The 20,649-nt window shown below is 43.6% G+C and carries 11 protein-coding genes; 7 read left to right on the top strand and 4 right to left on the bottom strand.

The window, feature by feature from the left end:
* Window positions 1–387 precede the first annotated feature (387 nt).
* The 6 genes from pgmB to FD724_RS17440 all read left to right on the top strand — a co-directional run bounded on the left by pgmB (window position 388) and on the right by FD724_RS17440 (window position 7,894).
* Entirely contained in the window at window positions 388–3,426 is a 3,039-nt protein-coding gene (pgmB, locus tag FD724_RS17465) for a beta-phosphoglucomutase (protein ID WP_179073491.1), read from the top strand.
* Between the two features lie 129 nt (window positions 3,427–3,555).
* A complete protein-coding gene (locus FD724_RS17460) occupies window positions 3,556–4,905 on the top strand; it encodes a PAS domain-containing sensor histidine kinase (RefSeq protein ID WP_114084660.1) in 1,350 nt (449 codons plus the stop codon).
* A 353-nt stretch (window positions 4,906–5,258) separates the two neighbouring features.
* A complete protein-coding gene (locus FD724_RS17455) occupies window positions 5,259–5,696 on the top strand; it encodes an Rrf2 family transcriptional regulator (protein WP_012411254.1) in 438 nt (145 codons plus the stop codon).
* 446 nt (window positions 5,697–6,142) lie between these two features.
* Window positions 6,143–6,535, top strand: a complete 393-nt coding sequence (locus FD724_RS17450; RefSeq protein ID WP_114084502.1) for a pentapeptide repeat-containing protein — start codon at window positions 6,143–6,145, stop codon at window positions 6,533–6,535.
* A gap of 137 nt (window positions 6,536–6,672) precedes the next feature.
* The gene (locus tag FD724_RS17445; RefSeq protein WP_114084505.1) at window positions 6,673–7,161 is read left to right on the top strand and encodes a DUF2243 domain-containing protein; all 489 of its coding nucleotides are present in this window, start codon (window positions 6,673–6,675) and stop codon (window positions 7,159–7,161) included.
* 124 nt (window positions 7,162–7,285) lie between these two features.
* Window positions 7,286–7,894, top strand: coding sequence for a DUF4129 domain-containing protein (locus FD724_RS17440; protein WP_179073490.1), 609 nt, complete (start codon window positions 7,286–7,288; stop codon window positions 7,892–7,894).
* Between the two features lie 58 nt (window positions 7,895–7,952).
* Here FD724_RS17440 and FD724_RS17435 read toward each other — a convergent pair whose 3' ends face one another.
* On the bottom strand, window positions 7,953–9,233 hold the full coding sequence (locus FD724_RS17435; protein ID WP_179073489.1) for an aspartate aminotransferase family protein: 1,281 nt from the start codon (window positions 9,231–9,233) through the stop codon (window positions 7,953–7,955).
* A 591-nt stretch (window positions 9,234–9,824) separates the two neighbouring features.
* Window positions 9,825–14,432: a DUF4347 domain-containing protein gene (locus tag FD724_RS17430; protein ID WP_179073488.1), complete on the bottom strand. Its 4,608-nt coding sequence runs from the start codon at window positions 14,430–14,432 to the stop codon at window positions 9,825–9,827.
* A gap of 767 nt (window positions 14,433–15,199) precedes the next feature.
* Here FD724_RS17430 and FD724_RS17425 point away from each other — a divergent pair.
* Complete coding sequence (locus FD724_RS17425; protein WP_179073487.1) at window positions 15,200–16,258, top strand: glycosyltransferase family 4 protein; 1,059 nt, start codon at window positions 15,200–15,202, stop codon at window positions 16,256–16,258.
* 101 nt (window positions 16,259–16,359) lie between these two features.
* Here the strand turns inward: FD724_RS17425 and FD724_RS17420 are convergent, their stop codons facing one another.
* Both FD724_RS17420 and FD724_RS17415 read right to left on the bottom strand, forming a co-directional pair.
* Complete coding sequence (locus FD724_RS17420) at window positions 16,360–17,019, bottom strand: hypothetical protein (RefSeq protein ID WP_114084496.1); 660 nt, start codon at window positions 17,017–17,019, stop codon at window positions 16,360–16,362.
* A gap of 360 nt (window positions 17,020–17,379) precedes the next feature.
* The gene (locus FD724_RS17415; protein WP_179073486.1) at window positions 17,380–20,637 is read right to left on the bottom strand and encodes an efflux RND transporter permease subunit; all 3,258 of its coding nucleotides are present in this window, start codon (window positions 20,635–20,637) and stop codon (window positions 17,380–17,382) included.
* Window positions 20,638–20,649 lie beyond the last annotated feature (12 nt).

Below are 20,649 nucleotides of genomic sequence, written 5' to 3'. Positions count from 1 at the left end.
AATTTTTTATGAAGCTGCATAGAATTCGATCCCCCCTAGCCCCCCTTAATAAGGGGGGAACCGGAAAACATCTATCAAAGTCCCCCTTATTAAGGGGGATTTAGGGGGATCAAGATATGTGCAACTTCACATTAAATTGGTATTAGAACTTGAAGCATTAAGCTCAAAGACTTATTCATCAACCTTTGAATCAAATTTCCCAATTTCCAATTTCCAATTCCCTACTCCCTACTCCCCACAGGGCAAACGCATCTAAAGTATAAGAATCCTTTAATAGCAAGGGTTTTGGCGTTTTTTAATTTAGCCTATTTTTTCATCAAGATCCTTGCCCAGCAAGGGTTTCAGAAATCCCGTGCGTTCGCCCTGCTACTCCCCACTCCCCACTTTATGCAAACAAAAGACCATTCTCGCCATTTTATTTACACAGACTGGATATTAATCGAAACCCAGTTTGATCCTGACCAATTGCAATCTAAAGAAACCGTCTTTACAATCGGCAATGGATACTTGGGAACAAGAGGTAGTTTTGAGGAAGGGTATCCTCATTCATTACCAGCTACTTTTATCAACGGTGTCTACGATGATGTACCGGTGGTGTACACGGAACTGGTAAATTGCCCTGACTGGCTACCCTTGATAGTAATTGTGAATGGCGATCGCTTCCGTCTCGATCAAGGTGAGATATTGAGCTACGATCGCCAACTCGATCTCCGTCAGGGATTAGTCATCCGGGCTTTGCGTTGGCGTTCTCCTAGTGGAAACACCATAGACATCAGCTTTGAACGCTTTGCCAGTCTTGCAGATCCGCACGTTTTGGCGCTACGCTGCCATTTAACGCCAATAGATTTTGATGGGTTAATCGAAATTCAAGCTAGTATCAACGGCTATCCTGAAAATCAGGGTTTCAATCACTGGGAAGGACTAGATCAGGGCAAAACTGACCAAGGAATCTGGTTGCAACGCCGCACCCGCCACTCCCGAATTGAACTCGGAATGGCTGCTAAGGTGACAATATTAGGTGCTGAAGCATCTTTGCAAGTCAATACTGCACCTGGTTATCCAACCTTAAGCAGTAACTTCTTGGCCAAGGCGCAACAGGTCGTAACAGTAGAAAAATTAGTGACTATTTTTACCTCACAGGAGATTGATACCCCAGTCTCAGCTGCTCAAGAAAAACTCGCGCACCTCCCAGACTACGCAACACTACAAAAAGCCAATCAGCAGGCATGGGATGAGGTTTGGCAGCAAAGTGACATCCTGATTGAGGGGGATAGCACAGCTACTTTTGCTGTTCGCTACAATCTGTTTCAGCTGCTGATTGCTGGCGCACGCAATGATGATCGGGTGAGCATTCCTGCTAAAACCCTTTCGGGGTTTGGCTATCGCGGTCATATATTTTGGGATACAGAAATTTTTATGCTGCCCCTATTTATATTTACCCAGCCAGCGATCGCCAGAAACTTACTTACTTACCGTTGGCATACCTTACCAGGAGCTAGACGCAAAGCAGCACATTACGGCTATAAAGGGGCAATGTTTGCCTGGGAAAGTGCTGATACTGGAGATGAAGTAACACCACGTTGGGCACTCGGAAATGATTTTTATGGTGAAGACGTGCGGATTTGGTGTCGCGATCGCGAAATTCATATCAATGCAGATATCCCCTACGCCGCTTGGAATTACTGGCAAACCACTGGTGATGATGAGTGGATGCAAAAGTGCGGCGCAGAGATCATCTTAGATACCGCTATCTTCTGGGCCAGTCGGGTAGAATTCAATCCTGAGCGTCAACAGTATGAAATTCGCGGCGTGATCGGAGTGGATGAATACCATGAACTCGTTCACAACAACGCTTTTACAAACCGGATGACGCAATGGCATTTAGAGAAAGCGATCGCAGTCTATGATTGGCTGGTTCAAAAATTCCCCGAACGAGCTAGGGAATTAGAAGAAAAACTACAACTCACCGTCCAAGAGCGATCGCACTGGCAAGATATTATCAACAAAATATTGTTTCTCTATGACCCATCAACAGAACTCATTGAGCAGTGCGAGGGGTTTTTCCAATTAGAAGATATAAATTTAGCAGACTACGAACCACGCGATCGCTCTATGCAACCAATCTTGGGTGTTGAGAAAATCAACAAATATCAAGTAATCAAACAACCAGATATATTGATGCTTCTTTATTTAATGCGAGAATCAGCAGATTTTCCCTACAGCGAAAAAGCATTGCAGGCAAACTGGGATTACTACGCACCCCGTACCGATATTACTTATGGTTCCTCCCTTGGCCCAGCAGTTCACGCCATCTTAGCTTCCGATTTGGGCAAATCAACCGAAGCTTACGAAGTGTTTATGCACGCATTAATGGTGGATCTTGAAGATAACCGAGGTAACACCAGCGATGGAATTCATGGTGCTAGTGCTGGTGGCATTTGGCAAGCTGTAATTTTTGGATTCGGTGGCATCCAAATCACTGAAAATGGCCCAGTAGCTAACCCCCATCTGCCTGATGGCTGGACGCGCCTAAAGTTTAAACTGCACTGGGGCAATAAATGGCACGATTTCGATCTCCGCAAGGGACAAATCCCCCAAGATATAACTCGTCAACTAGAATATCTCCAACTTTCCCTATCCCCAAATCCCGCAAATGAGGCAGGGGGCAGGGGGCAGAAGGCAGAAGGCAAGAGTGATTCTTCTTTATCTGTCTCATCTTCCCCAATCCCGAATTCCCAGTCTCCCAACATCCAAGGATTCATTTTCGATTTAGATGGTGTGCTGACAGATACAGCAGAACTTCATTATCTAGCTTGGAAGAAGTTAGCAGATGAAGAGGGGATACCGTTTAATCGGCAGGATAACGAAGCGCTGCGGGGTGTATCTCGTCGTGCTTCCCTGATGCTGATTCTTGGGGATAGACCATATTCGGAAGCACAAATCCAAGAGATGATGGAGCGGAAGAATCGCTACTATGTGGAATTGATTCAAAATATGACATCCAAGGATTTGTTACCAGGTGCTATCGCCTTTTTGGATGAACTGCGACAAGTGGGGATTAAAATCGGCATTGGTTCAGCCAGCAAAAATGCCCGCACAGTAATCGAGCGATTGGGCATTGCTGATAAAGTAGATGCGATCGCAGACGGTTATAGTGTACAGCAACCCAAACCAGCACCCGATCTATTTTTGTACTCAGCCAAACAGCTAGGACTTGAACCAGCACAATCTGTAGTTGTAGAAGATGCCGCAGCAGGCATTGAAGCGGCTCTAGCTGCTGGAATGTGGGCAGTAGGACTTGGCCCCGTTGAACGAGTTGGAGCCGCTCATGTTGTCTTACCCAGCCTAGAAGGTATCCAATGGGCAGATTTAAGAGCCAAATTGAGTGACATTGCCAGACAAAAACATTCAGGGACTTCCAAATAAAATTTATGAAGTGTGATGCGTATGCGTAAAACCCCTTGCGTTTAGACCAGGAGATATAAAGCTAAGATCGTCCAAGAAGGGAATCTAAAATAAAACTCAACTTTAGATATCCAAATTAGGAGTAAGAGCGTGAATTTGGACGATTTAGCCTTACAGATAGAGCTTATGCGTAAGCGCGTCGCCCTTTTGCAACGCCAGAGTGAACAGCAAAAAGCACAGGAAGATATTGAATTCATCACAGATGTATTCAAGGAACTCTACCTAGCTTTGGAAGAAATGCAAATAGCTAATGAAGACTTACAGCAACAGAATGAAGAATTATTTAACGCTCAACAGTCTTTGATAGCACAAGGTCAACGCTACCAAGAATTGTTTGAGGAAGTACCAGATGCCTATTTGGTAACTGATCCAAGAGGAGTAATTCAGGAAGCTAATTCTGCCGCCCAGAATATGTTGAACATCTCAAAGAATTTCCTGTTGGGCAAACCTTTAGGAATTTTTGTGCTTGAGAAAGAACTGATTGCTTTTCATTTGAAACTGACTCATCTGAGCGATCGCGCCGAAACTCCAGACTGGAAAATGCAAGAGTGGGAAGCAAATATGCGGCCACGTAACAAAACACCCATTGTTGCTGCGATGAAGGTGGCTGCTATCCGTAATCAACAAGGTAACTTAGTTGGTCTGCGTTGGCTATTGCGCGATATTAGCGAAAGCAAGCGCATTCAAGCCAAGCTGCAATGGGCAGAAGAGGCGATGCGACTAGCGCTTGCCAAAGAAAGAGAGTTTAGTGAACTTACATCCCGATTGCTCACCACCGCCTCTCATGAGTTTCGCAACCCTTTGGCTACCATCCACTCTTCGGCAGAACTACTAGAACATTATCGCCATCTATGGAGCGACGAGCGCCAACAGATTCACCTACGTCGCATTCAAACATCTGTTATGCATATAACCCAGTTGCTGGATGATGTACTGGTGCTGAATCAGGATGAAACAGGCAAGTTAGAGTTTAATCCAACACCCCTAAATTTGGTCGAATTTTGCCGCGATCTATTAGAAGAATTAGAACAGAGCGATCGCTCCCAACACGCGATCGTTTTTAGCAGTGAGTGCCAATGTACCTCAGCTAACCTAGACGCTAAACTACTGCGACAAATCTTGAGTAATTTATTCTCGAATTGTCTAAAATACTCTCCCATTGGTAGCACAGTTAAGTTTTCTGTAACCACTGCCAACGAGCGAGCTATATTCCAGACTCAAGACTCTGGTATTGGCATTCCTCCTGCTGACATTGAACACATATTTGAACCCTTCCATCGCGCCAGTAATACAGGCAATATCCCAGGAATGGGATTAGGGATGTCCATCGTCAAGCAGGCTGTAGATTTACATGGCGGCGAGATTATTGTCGAAAGTGCGATCGATGCAGGAACTACCTTTACAGTCATCCTGCCATTTTCGAGAAATTTGTATGTATAGTCGCTTGTACTAATGCTTCTTTTTATTTCTTATTAGTTGGCGATTGAATGTTCTTGCCTTCCAATGGATGCATAGACCCCCAATTTCAGGCTAACAAACTCTGACAACATTGGGTTTCAAGCTAGATATACGAAGCTTTTGAACCACTTTCAACCGAGGAAGACCGTACAATAATTAATCACTTTTATTTATTGAATTCAAAACAAAAAGTAATTGCTTCTATACTAAAAGGTATTTAAAGTAAAGTTAGCCGGTCAACAATTAGTTGATTGTAAAGTTTTTCTTAACAATAGCTTAGGGAAACAAACTCAAGGACTTTGTATATTTAAGTGTGAGTTTCAAATATTACGCCTGTGGTAATCTCTAACAAATCAGAATACGCACTTCTAGCCCTGTTAGAGTTAGCAACCTGCTACCCTAAGGGTGAAGCGCTGCAAATTCGAGAAATAGCGGTCTTACAAGATATACCAAACCGCTATTTGGAACAACTTCTGGCAACATTAAGACGTGGAGGTTTAATTAAAAGTATACGTGGAGCCAAAGGTGGCTATGTTTTGGCACGAGACCCTGGAAAGATTACAGTGTTAGATGCTTTTAGCTGCATGGAAGGGTCAGATATTGTTGTATCTGATTCTGAGCCGACTCCCAACACGGTAGAAGGTGAGCTAATTCAGGAAGTCTGGCAGGAAGCACGTCAAGCTGCTAACTCCGTTTTGGAAAAATATACACTCCAAGACCTTTGTGAACGAAGATCGCTCAGAAAGCAGAAGGAACTCATGTATTACATTTAGAAAGGGTGAAGTGGGAAAATTTTCATCCTTTATCTTGAATTCATAGTCATTTCCGCTTTGACCATATTTAGCCTTTTTTTAGCCTACGGTGTAGCTTGATGAGGCTTTGCTCGTTCCCATACACCGTATGGGAATGTATTCATTGAGGCTCTGGCTAAATGTATCACTAGGTCAGAGCCTCTAATCTGTTATTTCTATACAGACAAAGTATAGCTTTGGCAAAGTTGCCTTTCGTGGGTTTAGTAAGTAATCAGACGGGCATAATATAAAATATTTTTTACAAAAAATATAGTCGAAAGAAGAAAATTTTGAGTAACTAGTTCAGTTCAACTACACCTCAAGCAAGATAGTTTTGAAAAATTTGCTATCTCAATTGTCTAGTTAGACGTTTTTTGTGATGTAATCCTTATTAATATTAATAACCAGACAACCTGTGAGGCTGTTATATGCCTGAAGTTAATTCTCAACAGCCCATAAATACTGCCGCTACTCTTGTGGAGAGTTATGCAGCAGGAAAACGGGACTTTAGTAAAGCAGAACTGGGTGATGCCGATTTGCAAGGCATTAACTTGAAAGGATGTGACCTGAGTTATGCTGACTTGAGTGAAGCTAACCTAAGTGGCGCTAATCTCAGGGGAACCGACCTGAGTTTCGCCGATCTCGAACAAGCTAATCTGAGGGATGCCGATCTTAGGGGAGCATTGTTGATGTCAGCGAATCTCCGCCAAGCCGATCTCAAAGGAGTAAAGCTAGAAAAAGCAGACTACGATCGCAGCACCCATTTTCCCCAAGATTTCGACCCAGTGAAAGCTGGTATGCAAATAAAAGTTGAAGATTAATTTAACAATATAACCAGTTCAAAAGAGAAGAATATTGCCCTCCTACCTCCTTCAATGACCCTACTTGCCTCAAGATAGAAGATATTTTTGCTAAAAGAGTTGTATTTTGGTGAAAAAGCCTATCTATGAGGTTGACAATGGAGGCAAAAAGTGGAACCATCAACCGACGCGCACCATTAATTACTGCTGGGATTTTTCTTGGTGTGGGTCTTGGGGGGTTTATTGATGGAATTTTACTGCATCAGATCCTCCAGTGGCATCACATGCTTAGTAGCATTCGACCTCTGACAAACAGAGCGAATATCGATTTGAACATGGTGTGGGATGGGTTCTTTCATACCTTAGATTGGGTATTCACCGCCACTGGACTTGTGTTACTATGGCGTGCTGGCCGGCGTGATGATGTTCCTTGGTCATCACAGACCTTTATTGGATCAATACTGATTGGTAGTGGGTTGTTCGACTTGGTTGAAGGTTTAATTGACCACCAAATTCTCGGTGTTCATCATGTGAAACCAGGCCCAAATGAGTTAGCTTGGGATCTAGGATTTTTGGCATTCGGTGTGCTACTTGTTGTTATCGGCTGGATAATGATAAAAAAGGAGTCATTAGTCAAGAGTCATTAGTCATTAGTCATTAGTCATTGGGCATTGGGCATAGGTTAATAATCATAGTTCTTCTCCCCCTGCCTCCCACACCTCCCACACCTCCCACACCTCCCACACCTCCCCTGCTCCCCACTCCCCCCCTATGCCTACAGATACTTTTGAAAAAACTAGCTGGAGTTGGCAGCTTTCCCAATTTCAACAACAAGCGGGAGAATGGTGGGAATACCAGTTTTACCGCTTTGAGAAAACTCTACCAGAATTGCCTAATGGATGGTCGATTAGCCCTTGGTTAGGTGAGTTGCTGAAATTTCTGTTTTGGCTGGTAATTGGCTTATTTATAGTTTGGGTGGGTTGGCAATTATGGCGGGAATTCAGCCCTTATGTATATTCTTGGCTGAATAGAAGTGGACATCTGACTGATTTTCGTGCAAAAACTCGCTCTAGTGAGGCATCCATAGCACTTTTGTTGGAGCGATCGCAAGAATTTTATCGTCAAGGTAACTACCGTGAGGCTTGCCGTTGTGTCTATTTAGCAATGTTGCAGCAGTTGCATCAAAAAGCGATCGCACCTCACAAACTCAGCCGTACAGATGGAGAATATCTGCAATTGCTGCGATCGTCTGTGACTCCCATACAGCCTTACGAAACTTTAATTACCACTCACGAGCAATTATGTTTTGGGGATGCCGAGATTTTGCCAGACAATTATGAACAGTGTCGGCAAGCTTATCGGGAAATTTCCCCGGAATGAAAAAGGGGCTTACAGCCTGCTGTGCGCCCCTACTATCTATAATTTTTTTTCAGATTGTCTACTTTGTGAGAGTAGCGATCGCCTTTTCTACAGCTTCTAAGGCAGTGTTTACTTCCGCCTCTGTGACAATTAGTGGTGGCACAAACCGGACTACTTTTGGCCCGGCTGGTACTAGTAATACACCCTCTTTGATGGCAGCATTGACAATATCTGCTGCGGTTAATTGGATATCGGCTCGCAACTCCAAACCGTTGATTAAACCCCAACCCCGAACTTCGCCAATTTGCTGAGGATATTTCGCTGCGATCGCTCTCAACCCAGATCGCAACTGTTCACCCCTGTCTTGCACATTCTGCAAAATATTTTCCCGTTCCAATGTCTGGCAAACACTGAGTGCTACACCACACACAAAAGGATTGCCGCCAAAAGTGCTGGCGTGTTCCCCTGGCTGAAAAACATCGCAGAATTTCTTGCTCATCATTGCACCGATGGGGATACCGCCACCTAAGCCTTTGGCACTGGTGAAAATATCCGGCTCAACGCCAAGATGTTCGTAAGCCCATAATTTGCCACTGCGCCCCATACCAACTTGCACTTCGTCAAAAATCAATAAAATGCCAGTTTCATCGCAAATCTGCCGGAGCTTTTTGAAATAAGCAACATCTCCCGGACGCACACCGCCTTCTCCCTGCAATGGCTCAATCAGAATTGCCGCTACCCGGTAATCACCTTCATCCAACTCGCTAATCGCCACTTCTACAGCGTTAATATCGTTGTAATTTACGTAGTAGAACCCAGGAACCAAAGGATCAAAATACTTTTGATATTTCGGTTGTCCTGTAGCGGTAACGGTGGCCAAAGTCCGCCCGTGGAAACTGGCATTGGCGGTTAAAATAATTGGTTTTTCAATGTCTAATACTGTGTGGGCATATTTCCGCGCCAGTTTAATTGCAGCTTCGTTAGCTTCAGCTCCAGAGTTGCAGAAAAATACGCGATCGGCACAAGAATGTTCAACAAGCCATTTTGCCAATTCACCTTGTTCAGGAATATAGTACAAATTAGAGACATGGTGCAGCTTCTGAATTTGGCGTGTTACCGCTTCTACCATAACTGGGTGGGCGTGTCCCAAAGTGCAAGTGGCAATTCCCGCTACAAAGTCCAGATATTCTCGCCCCTGTGTATCCCAAACCCGGCATCCAGCACCCCGTTCTAGAGCTAAAGGAAACCGACCGTAGGTAGACATGACAGCTTCATTGAAGCTATCTACATCAAAGGGACTAGATGCTGACCCTGAATCTGGGGGGATGGTGGCTTGTTCAACGAGAGTTTGTAGGCTCACTACCGCTCCTCCTGAAAGTTTTTCATTATATAGTTATTTACTAGTTTCCTAGAAATCCCTAAAAAATACTTTTTATTTATCACAATTCGGACTTCTTCTTAGAGTAACGCTTATATAACCTTGGCGGTGGTGAAAAAACTTTGGACTTTAACACTTGTGCAAGAGTCTGAGCGATAGCCAATTTGCGTAGATGCAGCCCAAACTAGGCATCACAAGTCTTGGGTAAAGTCTAGAGATTTTTCTCACTGATGTTCAAGCCTGACTAGTCAAATATTTCTAAGATACAAGGTTGGGTGCAGCGATCGCGTAACCCAACATAAAATTTGGTGGTAATGTTGGGTTGCGTTTCACTCCACCCAAGCTACTAGCACGGCAAGCCTAAAATATTGGGTTCAAACAATCTAGAAAATCCAACAACAAAAAAATATTCTCTGATGACTCAACCCAACAAATTAAGCTTGCCGCGCTACTACGTCTAATGCACTATTTTAGTCTTGCCACGCTACTACGATGGTATATGTTTTTACCGGAGTCTCTAGTTATGGTGTCCGGTAAAAGTGTATTCCCGCCATACTATGCTAAATCTGAGTGCTAGACAAAAACATTACCACCAACGACTAGATTTGTCGCTGTGAAATTATCTAAAGTTGCGAAGGTGTAAAAAGAATAATAACCAAGGACTTGAACTAGTGTAGAAGTACCCGATTGTACAAATTGTAGATTGCCATCTAAGATGGGGTTGCTGGTACTGTAACCGCGACTCTTAAACAGGTCAGTGAAGATTAACTTATCCTGGCTCCGATCAAAGTCAGTGATTGTATCATCAGAATCACTCAAGGTTTGGTAGATGAACTGGTCATAACCGCTCCCGCCAGTCAAGGTATCGCTACCTGAACCACCAATAAGAATATCATTGCCAGCACCACCGATAAGGCTATCATTACCTAGACTACCAAGCAGGCTATCATTACCTAGACTACCAAGCAGGGTGTCGTTACCTTCACCACCCCGTAGTAGGTCGTTGCCACTCTTGCCATCAATGCGGTCATTTCCCCCTTGACCATTAATAACATCAGCTGAGTTGTCAAAGCCATTGACATTGTTGTTTAGGTCATTAAAAAAGGTGACTGTATTTTTGTTGAAGATGGTGCTTTGAGTGGAATTGGCATTAAAGACATCAAAACTGTCACGAATTTTGGTTTGCCCATCAAACAGGATATTGCCAATACTGGAGAGATTGTCTAGGTTTTCTAGGGGAAAGTTTTGCAGAATAACTTTGTCATCATCCACTCCTTCAAAGGTGATTTCCAGATTGTTACTATTCTGGGTAAGTAGCATATTTCGAGCAGTCAATCCAGCCCCTTGAAATTTCAGGGTATCCAATTGGCTAATGATTGCTGCTGAAGGATTTGAGCCTTTACCTAACCCACCGAAATCGGTAATGGTATCAACACCGTCACCTAAGTTGTAAACAAATTTATCCTTGCCACCGCCACCAGTTAAAATATCGTTGCCTTGATTACCTGCAATAATGTCGTTCCCAGCTTTAGCATAAATTATGTCAGCGTAGTTGTTGCCCACTAGATTATCAGCGCCACTAGTTCCAATCAAACCGTTGAACTCTAATGCACCAATATCAACTTTACTCTCAGATATCCTGTCAAATCCGATGCCGCGTTGGTCAGTTATAATACCTGCTGGAATCAGAGCGTTGTTACCAGTGTTAATGGCGGGACTATCTTCAAATAAGGCATGGGTAAGGGTTGTACCACCATTATCTTGCAATGGGCTAAGTTTCGGATCGATTGGGTTGGTGCTATTGCCAAGGATACTGCTACTGCTAGTAAAACCAGTGCTACCAGTATTATCTCCAATCAGGTTATTACCATTATCGATAAAGTCGCCGGAAACGTCGGGGTTGATATCACCGCCATAAAGATTCCTGTTGTTGAAGTTGCCTGCAATGATGGTGTTCCCAACGTTGATAGTCCCGCCACCAGAAACACCTCCACCAGTGCCGCCCCCCCAGTTGTAAAGGTCTTCTGCGGTGTTATTAGTAATCGTGGTGCTGTTCAGATTGAGGATGCCTGAGCTAGAGATGCCGCCGCCGTTCCCTCCACTTGCCTTATTGCCAGAGACAGTACTGCTGGTGATGTTCAAAATACCTGAGTTAGATATGCCACCTCCAGAGAGTGCTGAATTACCAGAGATAGTAGTATTACTCAAGCTGACACTGCCAGAGTTAAAGATGCCGCCACCGTAGGACGGGTAAGGGTCAGGCCCATAACGATTCAGACCACTGGCAAAAGCCCCATTACCAGAGATAGTGCTTCCTATTATGCTGAGAGTGCCTATGTTGAATATGCCACCACCGAAGGCTGAGGAGTAACTGATAGATGCACTATTATCAGAGACAATGCTGTTAGTAATGCTGAGGTTGCCTTTGTTAAATATGCCTCCACCGAAGGATGAGCCACTGTTATTAGAGACAGTGCTGTTAGTGAGGCTGAGAGTACCTTTGTTAAATATGCCGCCTACTGCTCCCTTATTGCCAGAGACGATGCTTGCCGTCAAGTTAAGGCTAGTATTGTTATTAACCAAAATACTGCCAAACGCATCGTTAGCATTAGCAATCTTCAAGCCATTAATGTTAGCATCTGTGCCTGTTCCTGATATCTCAAACACGCCAGAGGCATTATTTCCACTCACGGTAAGGTTTGCTGCCCCAGTCCCCAAAAGGGTAATATCATCGGTGATTGTGAGTTTATCGGTGGTGAGAGTGATAATATCTGGAGTTTTATCACCAAAAACTCCTGCAAAGGTAATAATATCTGCCCCAGCAGTAGCATTAGCATTGAGGATAGCTTGCCGCAACGACCCATCTCCAGAATCGTTGGTATTAGTCACGACTAAATCATTGGCTGCGATCGCAGCTGTGGCGGTATAATTCACATTATCGATTTGGTAAGCCGAATCTGCTGCCAAGTTGAGAGTCAGATTTTCCGCCGCTTCTGCCTGAATATCGTTGACAGGTGTCAAAGTGATATCTACATAGCTTTGCCCATTAGCAATCACGATACTGTTGCCGATGACAGGTTTGCCACCCACGCTTAGGTTGTAGTCTGCAATACTCGCATTGCCATTGGCAGAGAAGTTGACTGTTAATGCCCCATTGCTGTTGCTGCGGCTAACGCGGTAACTACCACTATTCCCACTGTTTTCATCAGCAGTGTTATCAGTGGCGATGATGCTGATGGTGGGGACAAGGGGATTGGGATTATTAGGTGGCGTAATTATACTAGGCTGGACTTCATAAGCACCAATATCAACTGCAAGACCAGATATCCTGTCGAATCCAGCGCTTCTTTGATCGGTAGTTACACCAGGAGGAACTAGAGAATTATTGCCAGCATTAAGAGCGGGGCTATCTGCAAGTAAGGCGTGAGTAAAGGTTGCACCACCGTTATTTTGCAGCGAACTGAGTTTTGGGTCAATGGGGTTGGTGGTTGTGCCAATGAGAGTGCTGGTGGTAAAGCCAATACTACCAGTGGCATCGCCAATCAAGTTATTACCAAAGTCAGTGACGCTACCGGACACGTCAGGTTGTATATTATCGGCAAGGGACTTGTCAAAGTTGTCTGCAATGATGGTGTTACTAACTTTCATGGGGCTACCATAGCTAGCAACACCCCCACCATTACCAACATCATTGCTATCTGAGTCGGCTGTGTTGTTAGTAATTGTGGTATTGATCAGAGTGAGATTGTCGTTATTTGTGTAGCTGCCGCTATTATATATACCACCGCCTTCGTCATTGGCTGTATTGCCTGAGATGGTGCTGTTAGTTAGAGTAGCTGAACCACCAAAATAAGTACCATCATCTGCGTTAACGACACCACCGCCGTTATAGTTTGCCTTATTGCCAGAGACAGTACTTGCCGTAAGGTTGAGAGTACCGCCTTTGTTGTAGATGCCGCCACCATAGTTTGCTGTATTGCCAGAGACAGTACTTGCCGTTAGGCTAAGATTACCAGTGTTTGCAGTGGAACCGTCATTATAGATGCCACCACCGAAGTCACCCGTATTGCCAAAGACACGACTTCCTCTAAGGCTGAGGATGCCACCGTTATAAATTCCGCCTTTGGTATTACCAAAGATACTGCTTCCTGTAAGGCTGAGGATGCCGTTATTAGAGATGCCGCTTTCCTGTGTATTGCCAGAAACACTGCTTCTTGTCAGGCTGAGAATGGAATTTGAATTTACTTGAATACCGCCGCTAGCGATCGCCAAACCGTCAATATTAACACCTGTCGCTGTTCCCGATATCTCGAATACTCTGGAGGCATTATTCCTACTCACAGTAAGTTTGGATGCGCCAGTTCCCAGGATAGTAACATCATCGGTAATGGTCAGTTTTCCAGAGGTGAGGGTTATTACATCTGGGGTAGCATCAGTAAAGATTTTCCCAAAGGCGATCGTATCATCCCCAGCAGTAGCATTAGCTAAGTTAATAGCTTCCCGTAAGGTAGTGACATGATTATTCGGATTCCCATCATCTGCATCCCCGGTACTATTTACTGTAAAGGTTGCCAAGACTCCTGTATAAGCTTTCTGCGCCGTTTCTGTAAACGCTAAAGTTACTTCCATATCACTGGTGCGAACTTCCAAATCCCAATTACCGCCTAATGCTGCATTGCCTGTAAGCTGACGGGAAGCGGCAATATTCGCTCCTGTAAGTTGGTGCAGTTTGGCAATAAATTCTGCCCCCGCATCACCATCAGCTACGTTACAACCATAGATGAGTAATTTAGCTGGAGATTCTGTAGCAGATTCAACCGATAACCCAACGGTTTTTGATGAGGCGGTAAATATTTTCTGCCACTGTTGTAGTTGCTGAGTATATTCATCAAGGGTATCAAGTCCCAAACGGGTGTTACCCAGTTGCAAGCTACCAGGAAGACCGTGGCAAACAATATGAATGCTGCTAAGATTCTGGTTGGCACGAGTTGCCAAAACCTCTGTAATTTGCTCAACACCGTTCTGTGTTGGATCGATTACGAACACATCAGCGTTGGAAATAACACCTTTGACTAAACTGTGATAGTCTTCCACCGCCATGTCGATAAAGACTAGGCTGCGTGTGTAATGTGTGGGAATTAAGGAATTTACTTGGAAGTATGGGGTATGTAGCGTTGCCATTTTTTTACTTCAAGCTAAGGTTTAAGGTTATGAGGTCAACTCAAACTGACTGAAGCCTTGTCATTACGAGTTTTCACACAATTAAGAACAGTAATAGGGAATTATTTTTACTATTAATTTCTTTCTTATCGTCACGCAAGTTGCTGCTTTTGTAAAGCGATGCAAGTATATAGTTTTACTAAATTGCTAAAGTCACTAAGGGACTTCCAAATAAAAAAATGTCTCAAAACTGACGAAAAAACCCTCTCTATTTCTCCTATCTCTGTGTCTCTGTGGTAGCCTGCGGCAAGCCGTTCGCGTAGCGTCTCGTAGAGAAGCGTCTACGTTTATTTGGATAATTTATTTCTTGGAATTCCCTAAGCTAGAAAACATCTAAACCAAACTAAACATAACTCTTGTCGGGTGGGCAACATCAGCGCCCTCATGATGGAAGTTCAAGTTCAATGTGGGACAGCTTACTATTTGTGCTGAGTCCCTTCAAAACATAGTATGTATAGCTGTCGTCGCTATCGGAGAAATCGAAAATAAGACTATAGGGACTGAAATAGCAGATTCAGTCTTGAGAATTTTGGAGTTTTACCCAGATTTATCGGGCCGTTACTGAATAAGTCTTTAAGCTAAGTAACTCGTTAGAAGCGTTCTTATTCAGTAGCAAGTGGTCAATTTTATGCACTACTAATTACTCTTGAGTCATCGCTGAAGACATCAATGATTATATTGATTTACTCCCAGTTACTTATCTTAATTTTATACATATCTCAAAGATTATGCGAATTATACATATTTTGAACCACGTTCAAGAAATAGGTAACGGTATTGTGAATGTGGCTGTGGATCTGGCTTGTTTACAGGCAAAATCTGGTTATGAGGTAGCGGTTATTTCTGCTGGTGGTGAATATGAGAAATTATTAAATAACTGTGGTGTCAAACACTACCAACTAGACCAAACTAGAAAACCGAACAGTATTATCAAAGCAGCTGTGCGTTACCGGGCGATCGCAGCAGAATTCCAGCCGGATATCGTTCATGCTCACATGATGACGGGGGTAATTTTAGCACGTATTTTTCAAGGAAATAAATATACTTTAGTTTCCACAGTCCACAACGAATTTCAGCGTTCCAGTCTGCTGATGGGTTTAGCTGATAGAGTAATTGCTGTCAGCAAGGCGGTGCGAGATTCTATGGCAAAACGCGGTATCCCAGAAAACAAGTTGCGGGTAGTATGCAATGGAACTTTGGGCAGCCCCCGCACCCGGCAAATCCAAGATTATCAACCTTTAGGGTTACAACGTCCAGCGATCGCAACTGTAGCGGGAATGTATCAACGCAAAGGTATCGCTGAGTTAATCGCTGCCTTTGAACAAATCGCCCCAGATTTTCCCCAAGCGCATCTTTATTTGGTAGGAAATGGCCCTGATAAACAGCTATTTGAGGCACAAGCACAAGCAACTTCTGTAAAAGAACGGATTCATTTTGAAGGCTTCCAGTCGGAACCTCAACGCTACCTGATATCTTGTGACATATTTGTGTTGGCTTCTCATCGAGATCCTTGCCCTCTAGTACTTTCGGAAGCTAGAGAAGCTGGAACTGCGATCGTTGGCACTCAAGTAGATGGGATTCCTGAAGCTTTAGATAATGGGCAAGCAGGTCTTTTAGTACCAGCAAAAGATAGTAATGCTTTAGCCGGGGTTTTAGTGCAATTACTAAGTAATGCCGATATGCTGCATGAGTGGAAGAATCGGGCAAATCAAAACCTACAGTGGTTGAGTGTTGCCCGCGTTCATCAGGAAACACTAGCAGTTTATCGTGAGTTAATTACAAAGTAAGGGGAATGGGGCATTGGGCATTGGGAATTGAGAATTAAGAATTGATTATTCCTCTTGTCGCCTCATGCCCAACTCCCAGTCATAGAGAATTATAGAAAGTGTTAATAGTGTAGCGATCGCTTTAATTTTAAAGCTACACCTAAAGCACCAAGGGCCACTACACCCAAAACGTTAGTTGATTCAGGAATGGCTGTGTAATAAGATGCGACTCTAATAGGCCCATCTTTATCTGTTTGATCTGCTGCTATTGCTGGAATGATTCCAGCACCGGGTGCTAGATTTGGTAGTGTAGCGAAGGGATTGTAAAAAATGCTTCCGTTTCGGATTACACCACCACTAAAAGTAATAGTGCTACCACTGATGGTAATGTCTGTAAAAATATCCTTTAGATCGGGGTTATTAGATAAACCAATCTTTCCATCTCCATTTACATCTCCCCACTCTACAGGCTCATTATCAAATGCTGGAGTCGAATCGGGATTAGTATAGAACGGCGTTTTTAATTCAAAAACCAAGCTTTCGATATCGTATCCGGTGTTATTTAGAAAGTTATTAGCTACATCTGGCACACCATATTCTATTACTTGTCCTGGTTGAAAATCTGTAAGGATTCTTGGCTTTTTCGTGTTGAATATATCTTCATTCACACTCGTTACAATGGGTTCTACCAAGATAACGGCTCTCGCTGGTGTCAAAGATAAAAAACTAATTCCTGCTGCTCCTAGAAGAGACAAGGCTATTTTGGTTACGCTTGTAGTCATATTTCTGTCCTCTTCATATTGATTGAGAGAATGCTATATTGCGTGAGTTAAATCAAACAGCAAAACCTCACTTTTTAACTGCTATCTATTTGCTAGATAAATAGCGGTTAATGTGTGTCTGCTCAGTGAGTTTACACATACTCGTATGTTGATTTATAAAGCAATTTTTGTAATGCTTTATCACAATAACTAGTAATTTCACGCAATCTTTATCAAAAATCTAAATTAGAACTTATTAATTGACAAATTAGACAATGTGTGGATTTTAAATACAAAAATCTTTGCAACACAATAAATAGTAATGGCGTACAGATGTACGCCACTACCGAAATACTTAGTTTTATGTAACTTATATGCTCATTAGCTTATAAGTTTTTTGGTAAATCCATGCAACCTGCTTAACACTGGCTTCGCCCAATTTCCACCCATCAAATCGTGTAACAGAGTATAAAAGCAGGGAATGATAAACAGTGTCAGCACTGTTGCCAAAGATAAACCCGAAAACACTACTACACCTAATGGTTGCAGAAATTCTGAACCTTCCCCGATTCCTAACGCTAGGGGAAACATACCTAAAACAGTGGTAATAGTTGTCATTAATATCGGTCTTAGGCGTTGAGGTGCAGCTTTCAAAATGGCAGTTTTCCGGTCAACTTTTTCCCGTTCTAGAATTTGATTGGCCAATTCCACCATAATGATGGCGTTATTGACCACAATACCCACCAGCAAAACTGCACCGACAATCACTGTTGCCCCAATTGCAGTTTTGGTAATGTAAAGCCCAAAAATTCCCCCAGCTAATGCCAAGGGAATTGTAAACATAATTACTAGCGGGTCAATCAGGGAATTGTATTGCACCGCCATCACTACAAAGACTAGAAAGGCAGCTAATCCACCTAAAAGTTGCAATGAACTTTGCAGCTGCTGATTAGATTCAGAGGCTGCACTGGGTAATATGGTAATTCCTTCAGGTAAATCGATACTATTTAGTACCGTACTCACCTGTTCTAGGGCACTACTGAGGCTAGCTCCCTCGGTTAAGTTGCCAGCAATTAATAAAACCTGACGCTGGTTAATTCGCTGAACTTCTCCAGGCGCTTGAGCTTCGGCAATTTTGGCAACATCGCTCAAGCGGACTTGGCGATTGTTATCCACAAATAAAGGCAACCTTTCTAATTGAGAAGGTACTTGGACTGATGCTTCATTCAACTTTACTCGGACATCAACTAAACGGTTGCCGCGTTGCAACTGAGTTGGAACACTGCCTTCGATCGCAGTTTGAATTGTCTGCCCTATTTGTGTAGCAGTTAGCCCTAAAGCTGAAACCCTTTCCCAGTCAGGAAGAATCTGTATTTCTGGTTGGCGATCGTCTGCATCGGGACGAAATCTCGCTAAGGTGGCTTGTTCTTCTAAAGCTGTTAGTACCTGACGGCCAGCTTCTTCTAAATTATTTACGTCATTTCCCTGAATTATTACGTCAACATCAGCACCACGGACAGGAGAATTGCTGAGAATCAAACCCCGCACTTGACCGGGGGTAAGGCGCAGACGAATTCCTGCTAAATTTAACTTGTTCAACTCTTGGGTAACTCGTTCTACATAAGCTTGCACGTTAGTACCCGTTTTCAGGGTAATATTGCTGGAAGCTCGTAGGGCATTAGCATTGGTAGTGTTGCCAAAGAGAGAGCCACCAATTGTAGAGAAAACATATTCCGTTTCTGGCTGTTTGCGGATAATCTCATCTACCGCAACCATTACTTTTTGGTTGGTTTCTAAAGGTGTACCGGGAGGAAACTGAGCATTTAAGTTAGCTTGTCCGGTGTTGATGCGAGGGAGAATTTCTTGGGGAATTTGGGGAGCCATCCACAAACTACCGCCGCCGAAAAGGATAATAAAGATCGCTACTGTAACCAACCGCCAGCGTAATATTCCAGTTAAAAAACTGCTATATACCCTCGTAGAAGCATCGAAACGGTTATTAAACTCCCGCAACAGCCAAAAATTGCTCAACCCGCTAGAAAACTTCCATGCCAACATCCGAGAGGCGAACATCGGTACAACAGTTACGGCAATTAAAATTGAAGCCGCTACGGAAAAGGTGATGGTAAGAATTAACTCATTGAATAGTAGTGCAATAAAACCACCAATGAGCAAAAATGGCAAAACTGCCACCAAGTTCGTACTAGTGGAAGCAACCAAAGCTGATTCTACTTCTTGGCTACTTTTTTCTGCTTGAGAAATTAGTTGCTGGGAATTCAAGCGGCTTTTATTATCCTTACCGGGAGTCATCCCAGCACCCTCGGCAATATTCTCCAACATGACGATGGAGTTATCGACCACAATACCTACACCTAGCGCTAGACCACCCAAACTAAAAACGTTGAGAGATAAACCAAATAGCCCCATTAAGATGATGGCAGCTAGACTTGCTAGGGGGATGGCGAGGACGATGATGAAAGTTTGCCGCAGAGAACCAAGAAATAGAAGAACTGCGATCGCTGCTAGTGCAGTACCAATCAATCCAGAACTAGTAACATTGGAGATGGAGTTGCGAATAAACCGCGACTCATCCAAGGTTGGTGTCAGAACCGTCCCTTCAGGAATTAGACCGGACTTCCGAAGTTCTTCTAAGCGTTTTTTCACACCCTCGACAACGTTGATGGTATTAGCATCTGGCTGCTTTTGGATGCTGACTTTTACAGCTTGTTGCCCGTTGAGTAAGACGTACACCCTTTGCTGTTCTGAGCCATCAATGACTTCGGCAAAGTCGCGCAAATAGACGCGGCGCTTGGGAGTAGTGGAAGCTGGGAGAGATGAGGTAGTGGAGGAGGTTGAGGAAGTGGGGGAAGAGACTTCAAAAGAAAGATTGCTGATTTCATTGGCATTTTGGAACCGTCCGACGGTACGGGTTAATGGTTCAGCATTCTGCCCTAAAAGCCGACCGCCAGAGATATCTAGGTTGCGATCTCTGAGTTCATCTAGGATATCGGTCAAACCTACACCCAAAGCTTGCAACCGATCTAAATCTATATTGACTCTAACTTCTTCTAGAACTCCGCCCGATATGTCTACCCCTGCAACTCCGGGTACAACACTCAGTTCGCGGGCTAATTCTTCTTCAGCAAAAACGCGTAAATCCACGCCTTCGAGGGAGGGTGAAGTTAATGCCAATTCGTAAACGGGTAACTGGGAAGGATCGACTTTAAATAAGCGTGGTTCTTCGATGCTTTCTGGTAATGTGCTTCTAGCTCTGTTAAAAGCAGCCGTAGCATCGTTTAAAGCTTGGTCAATATTGCCACCTGGCTGAAAATACAGATCCAAATTTATCTGTCCCTCACGAGTTTGGGAAAAAATTTGAATCACGCCCTCAGTAGCACTAAAGGCTTCTTCTAGTGGTCTTGTGACTTCATCAACTGCTACCTCTGGGGATATTCCAGGCGCTTGTATTCGCACACCAATCCGAGGATAGGTAATTGATGGTAGTAAATCTACTGGTAACTTGACGACAAAAAAGACACCCATCACTATTACTGCCAGCGTCAGCATCAGTGTCCCGATGTGTTGGCGGATTGATATGGCACTGATACTAAATCCGCCACCGTTTTTTACTTGCTGCATTACTGTTGCTTT

The organism is Nostoc sp. C057 (assembly GCF_013393925.1).
In the GTDB taxonomy this organism is placed as follows: Bacteria; Cyanobacteriota; Cyanobacteriia; order Cyanobacteriales; family Nostocaceae; genus Nostoc; species Nostoc muscorum_A.
This window is presented reverse-complemented; position numbering and strand designations above follow the sequence as displayed.

What these genes read in the sequence shown, in the direction of transcription:
- FD724_RS17425 (WP_179073487.1), top strand. Translation starts at nt 15,200, where the DNA reads ATGCGAATTATACATATTTTGAACCACGTTCAAGAAATAGGTAACGGT.
- FD724_RS17420 (WP_114084496.1), bottom strand. Translation starts at nt 17,019, where the DNA reads ATGACTACAAGCGTAACCAAAATAGCCTTGTCTCTTCTAGGAGCAGCA.
- FD724_RS17415 (WP_179073486.1), bottom strand. Translation starts at nt 20,637, where the DNA reads ATGCAGCAAGTAAAAAACGGTGGCGGATTTAGTATCAGTGCCATATCA.
- FD724_RS17440 (WP_179073490.1), top strand. Translation starts at nt 7,286, where the DNA reads ATGCCTACAGATACTTTTGAAAAAACTAGCTGGAGTTGGCAGCTTTCC.
- FD724_RS17430 (WP_179073488.1), bottom strand. Translation starts at nt 14,432, where the DNA reads ATGGCAACGCTACATACCCCATACTTCCAAGTAAATTCCTTAATTCCC.
- FD724_RS17445 (WP_114084505.1), top strand. Translation starts at nt 6,673, where the DNA reads ATGGAGGCAAAAAGTGGAACCATCAACCGACGCGCACCATTAATTACT.
- FD724_RS17450 (WP_114084502.1), top strand. Translation starts at nt 6,143, where the DNA reads ATGCCTGAAGTTAATTCTCAACAGCCCATAAATACTGCCGCTACTCTT.
- pgmB (WP_179073491.1), top strand. Translation starts at nt 388, where the DNA reads ATGCAAACAAAAGACCATTCTCGCCATTTTATTTACACAGACTGGATA.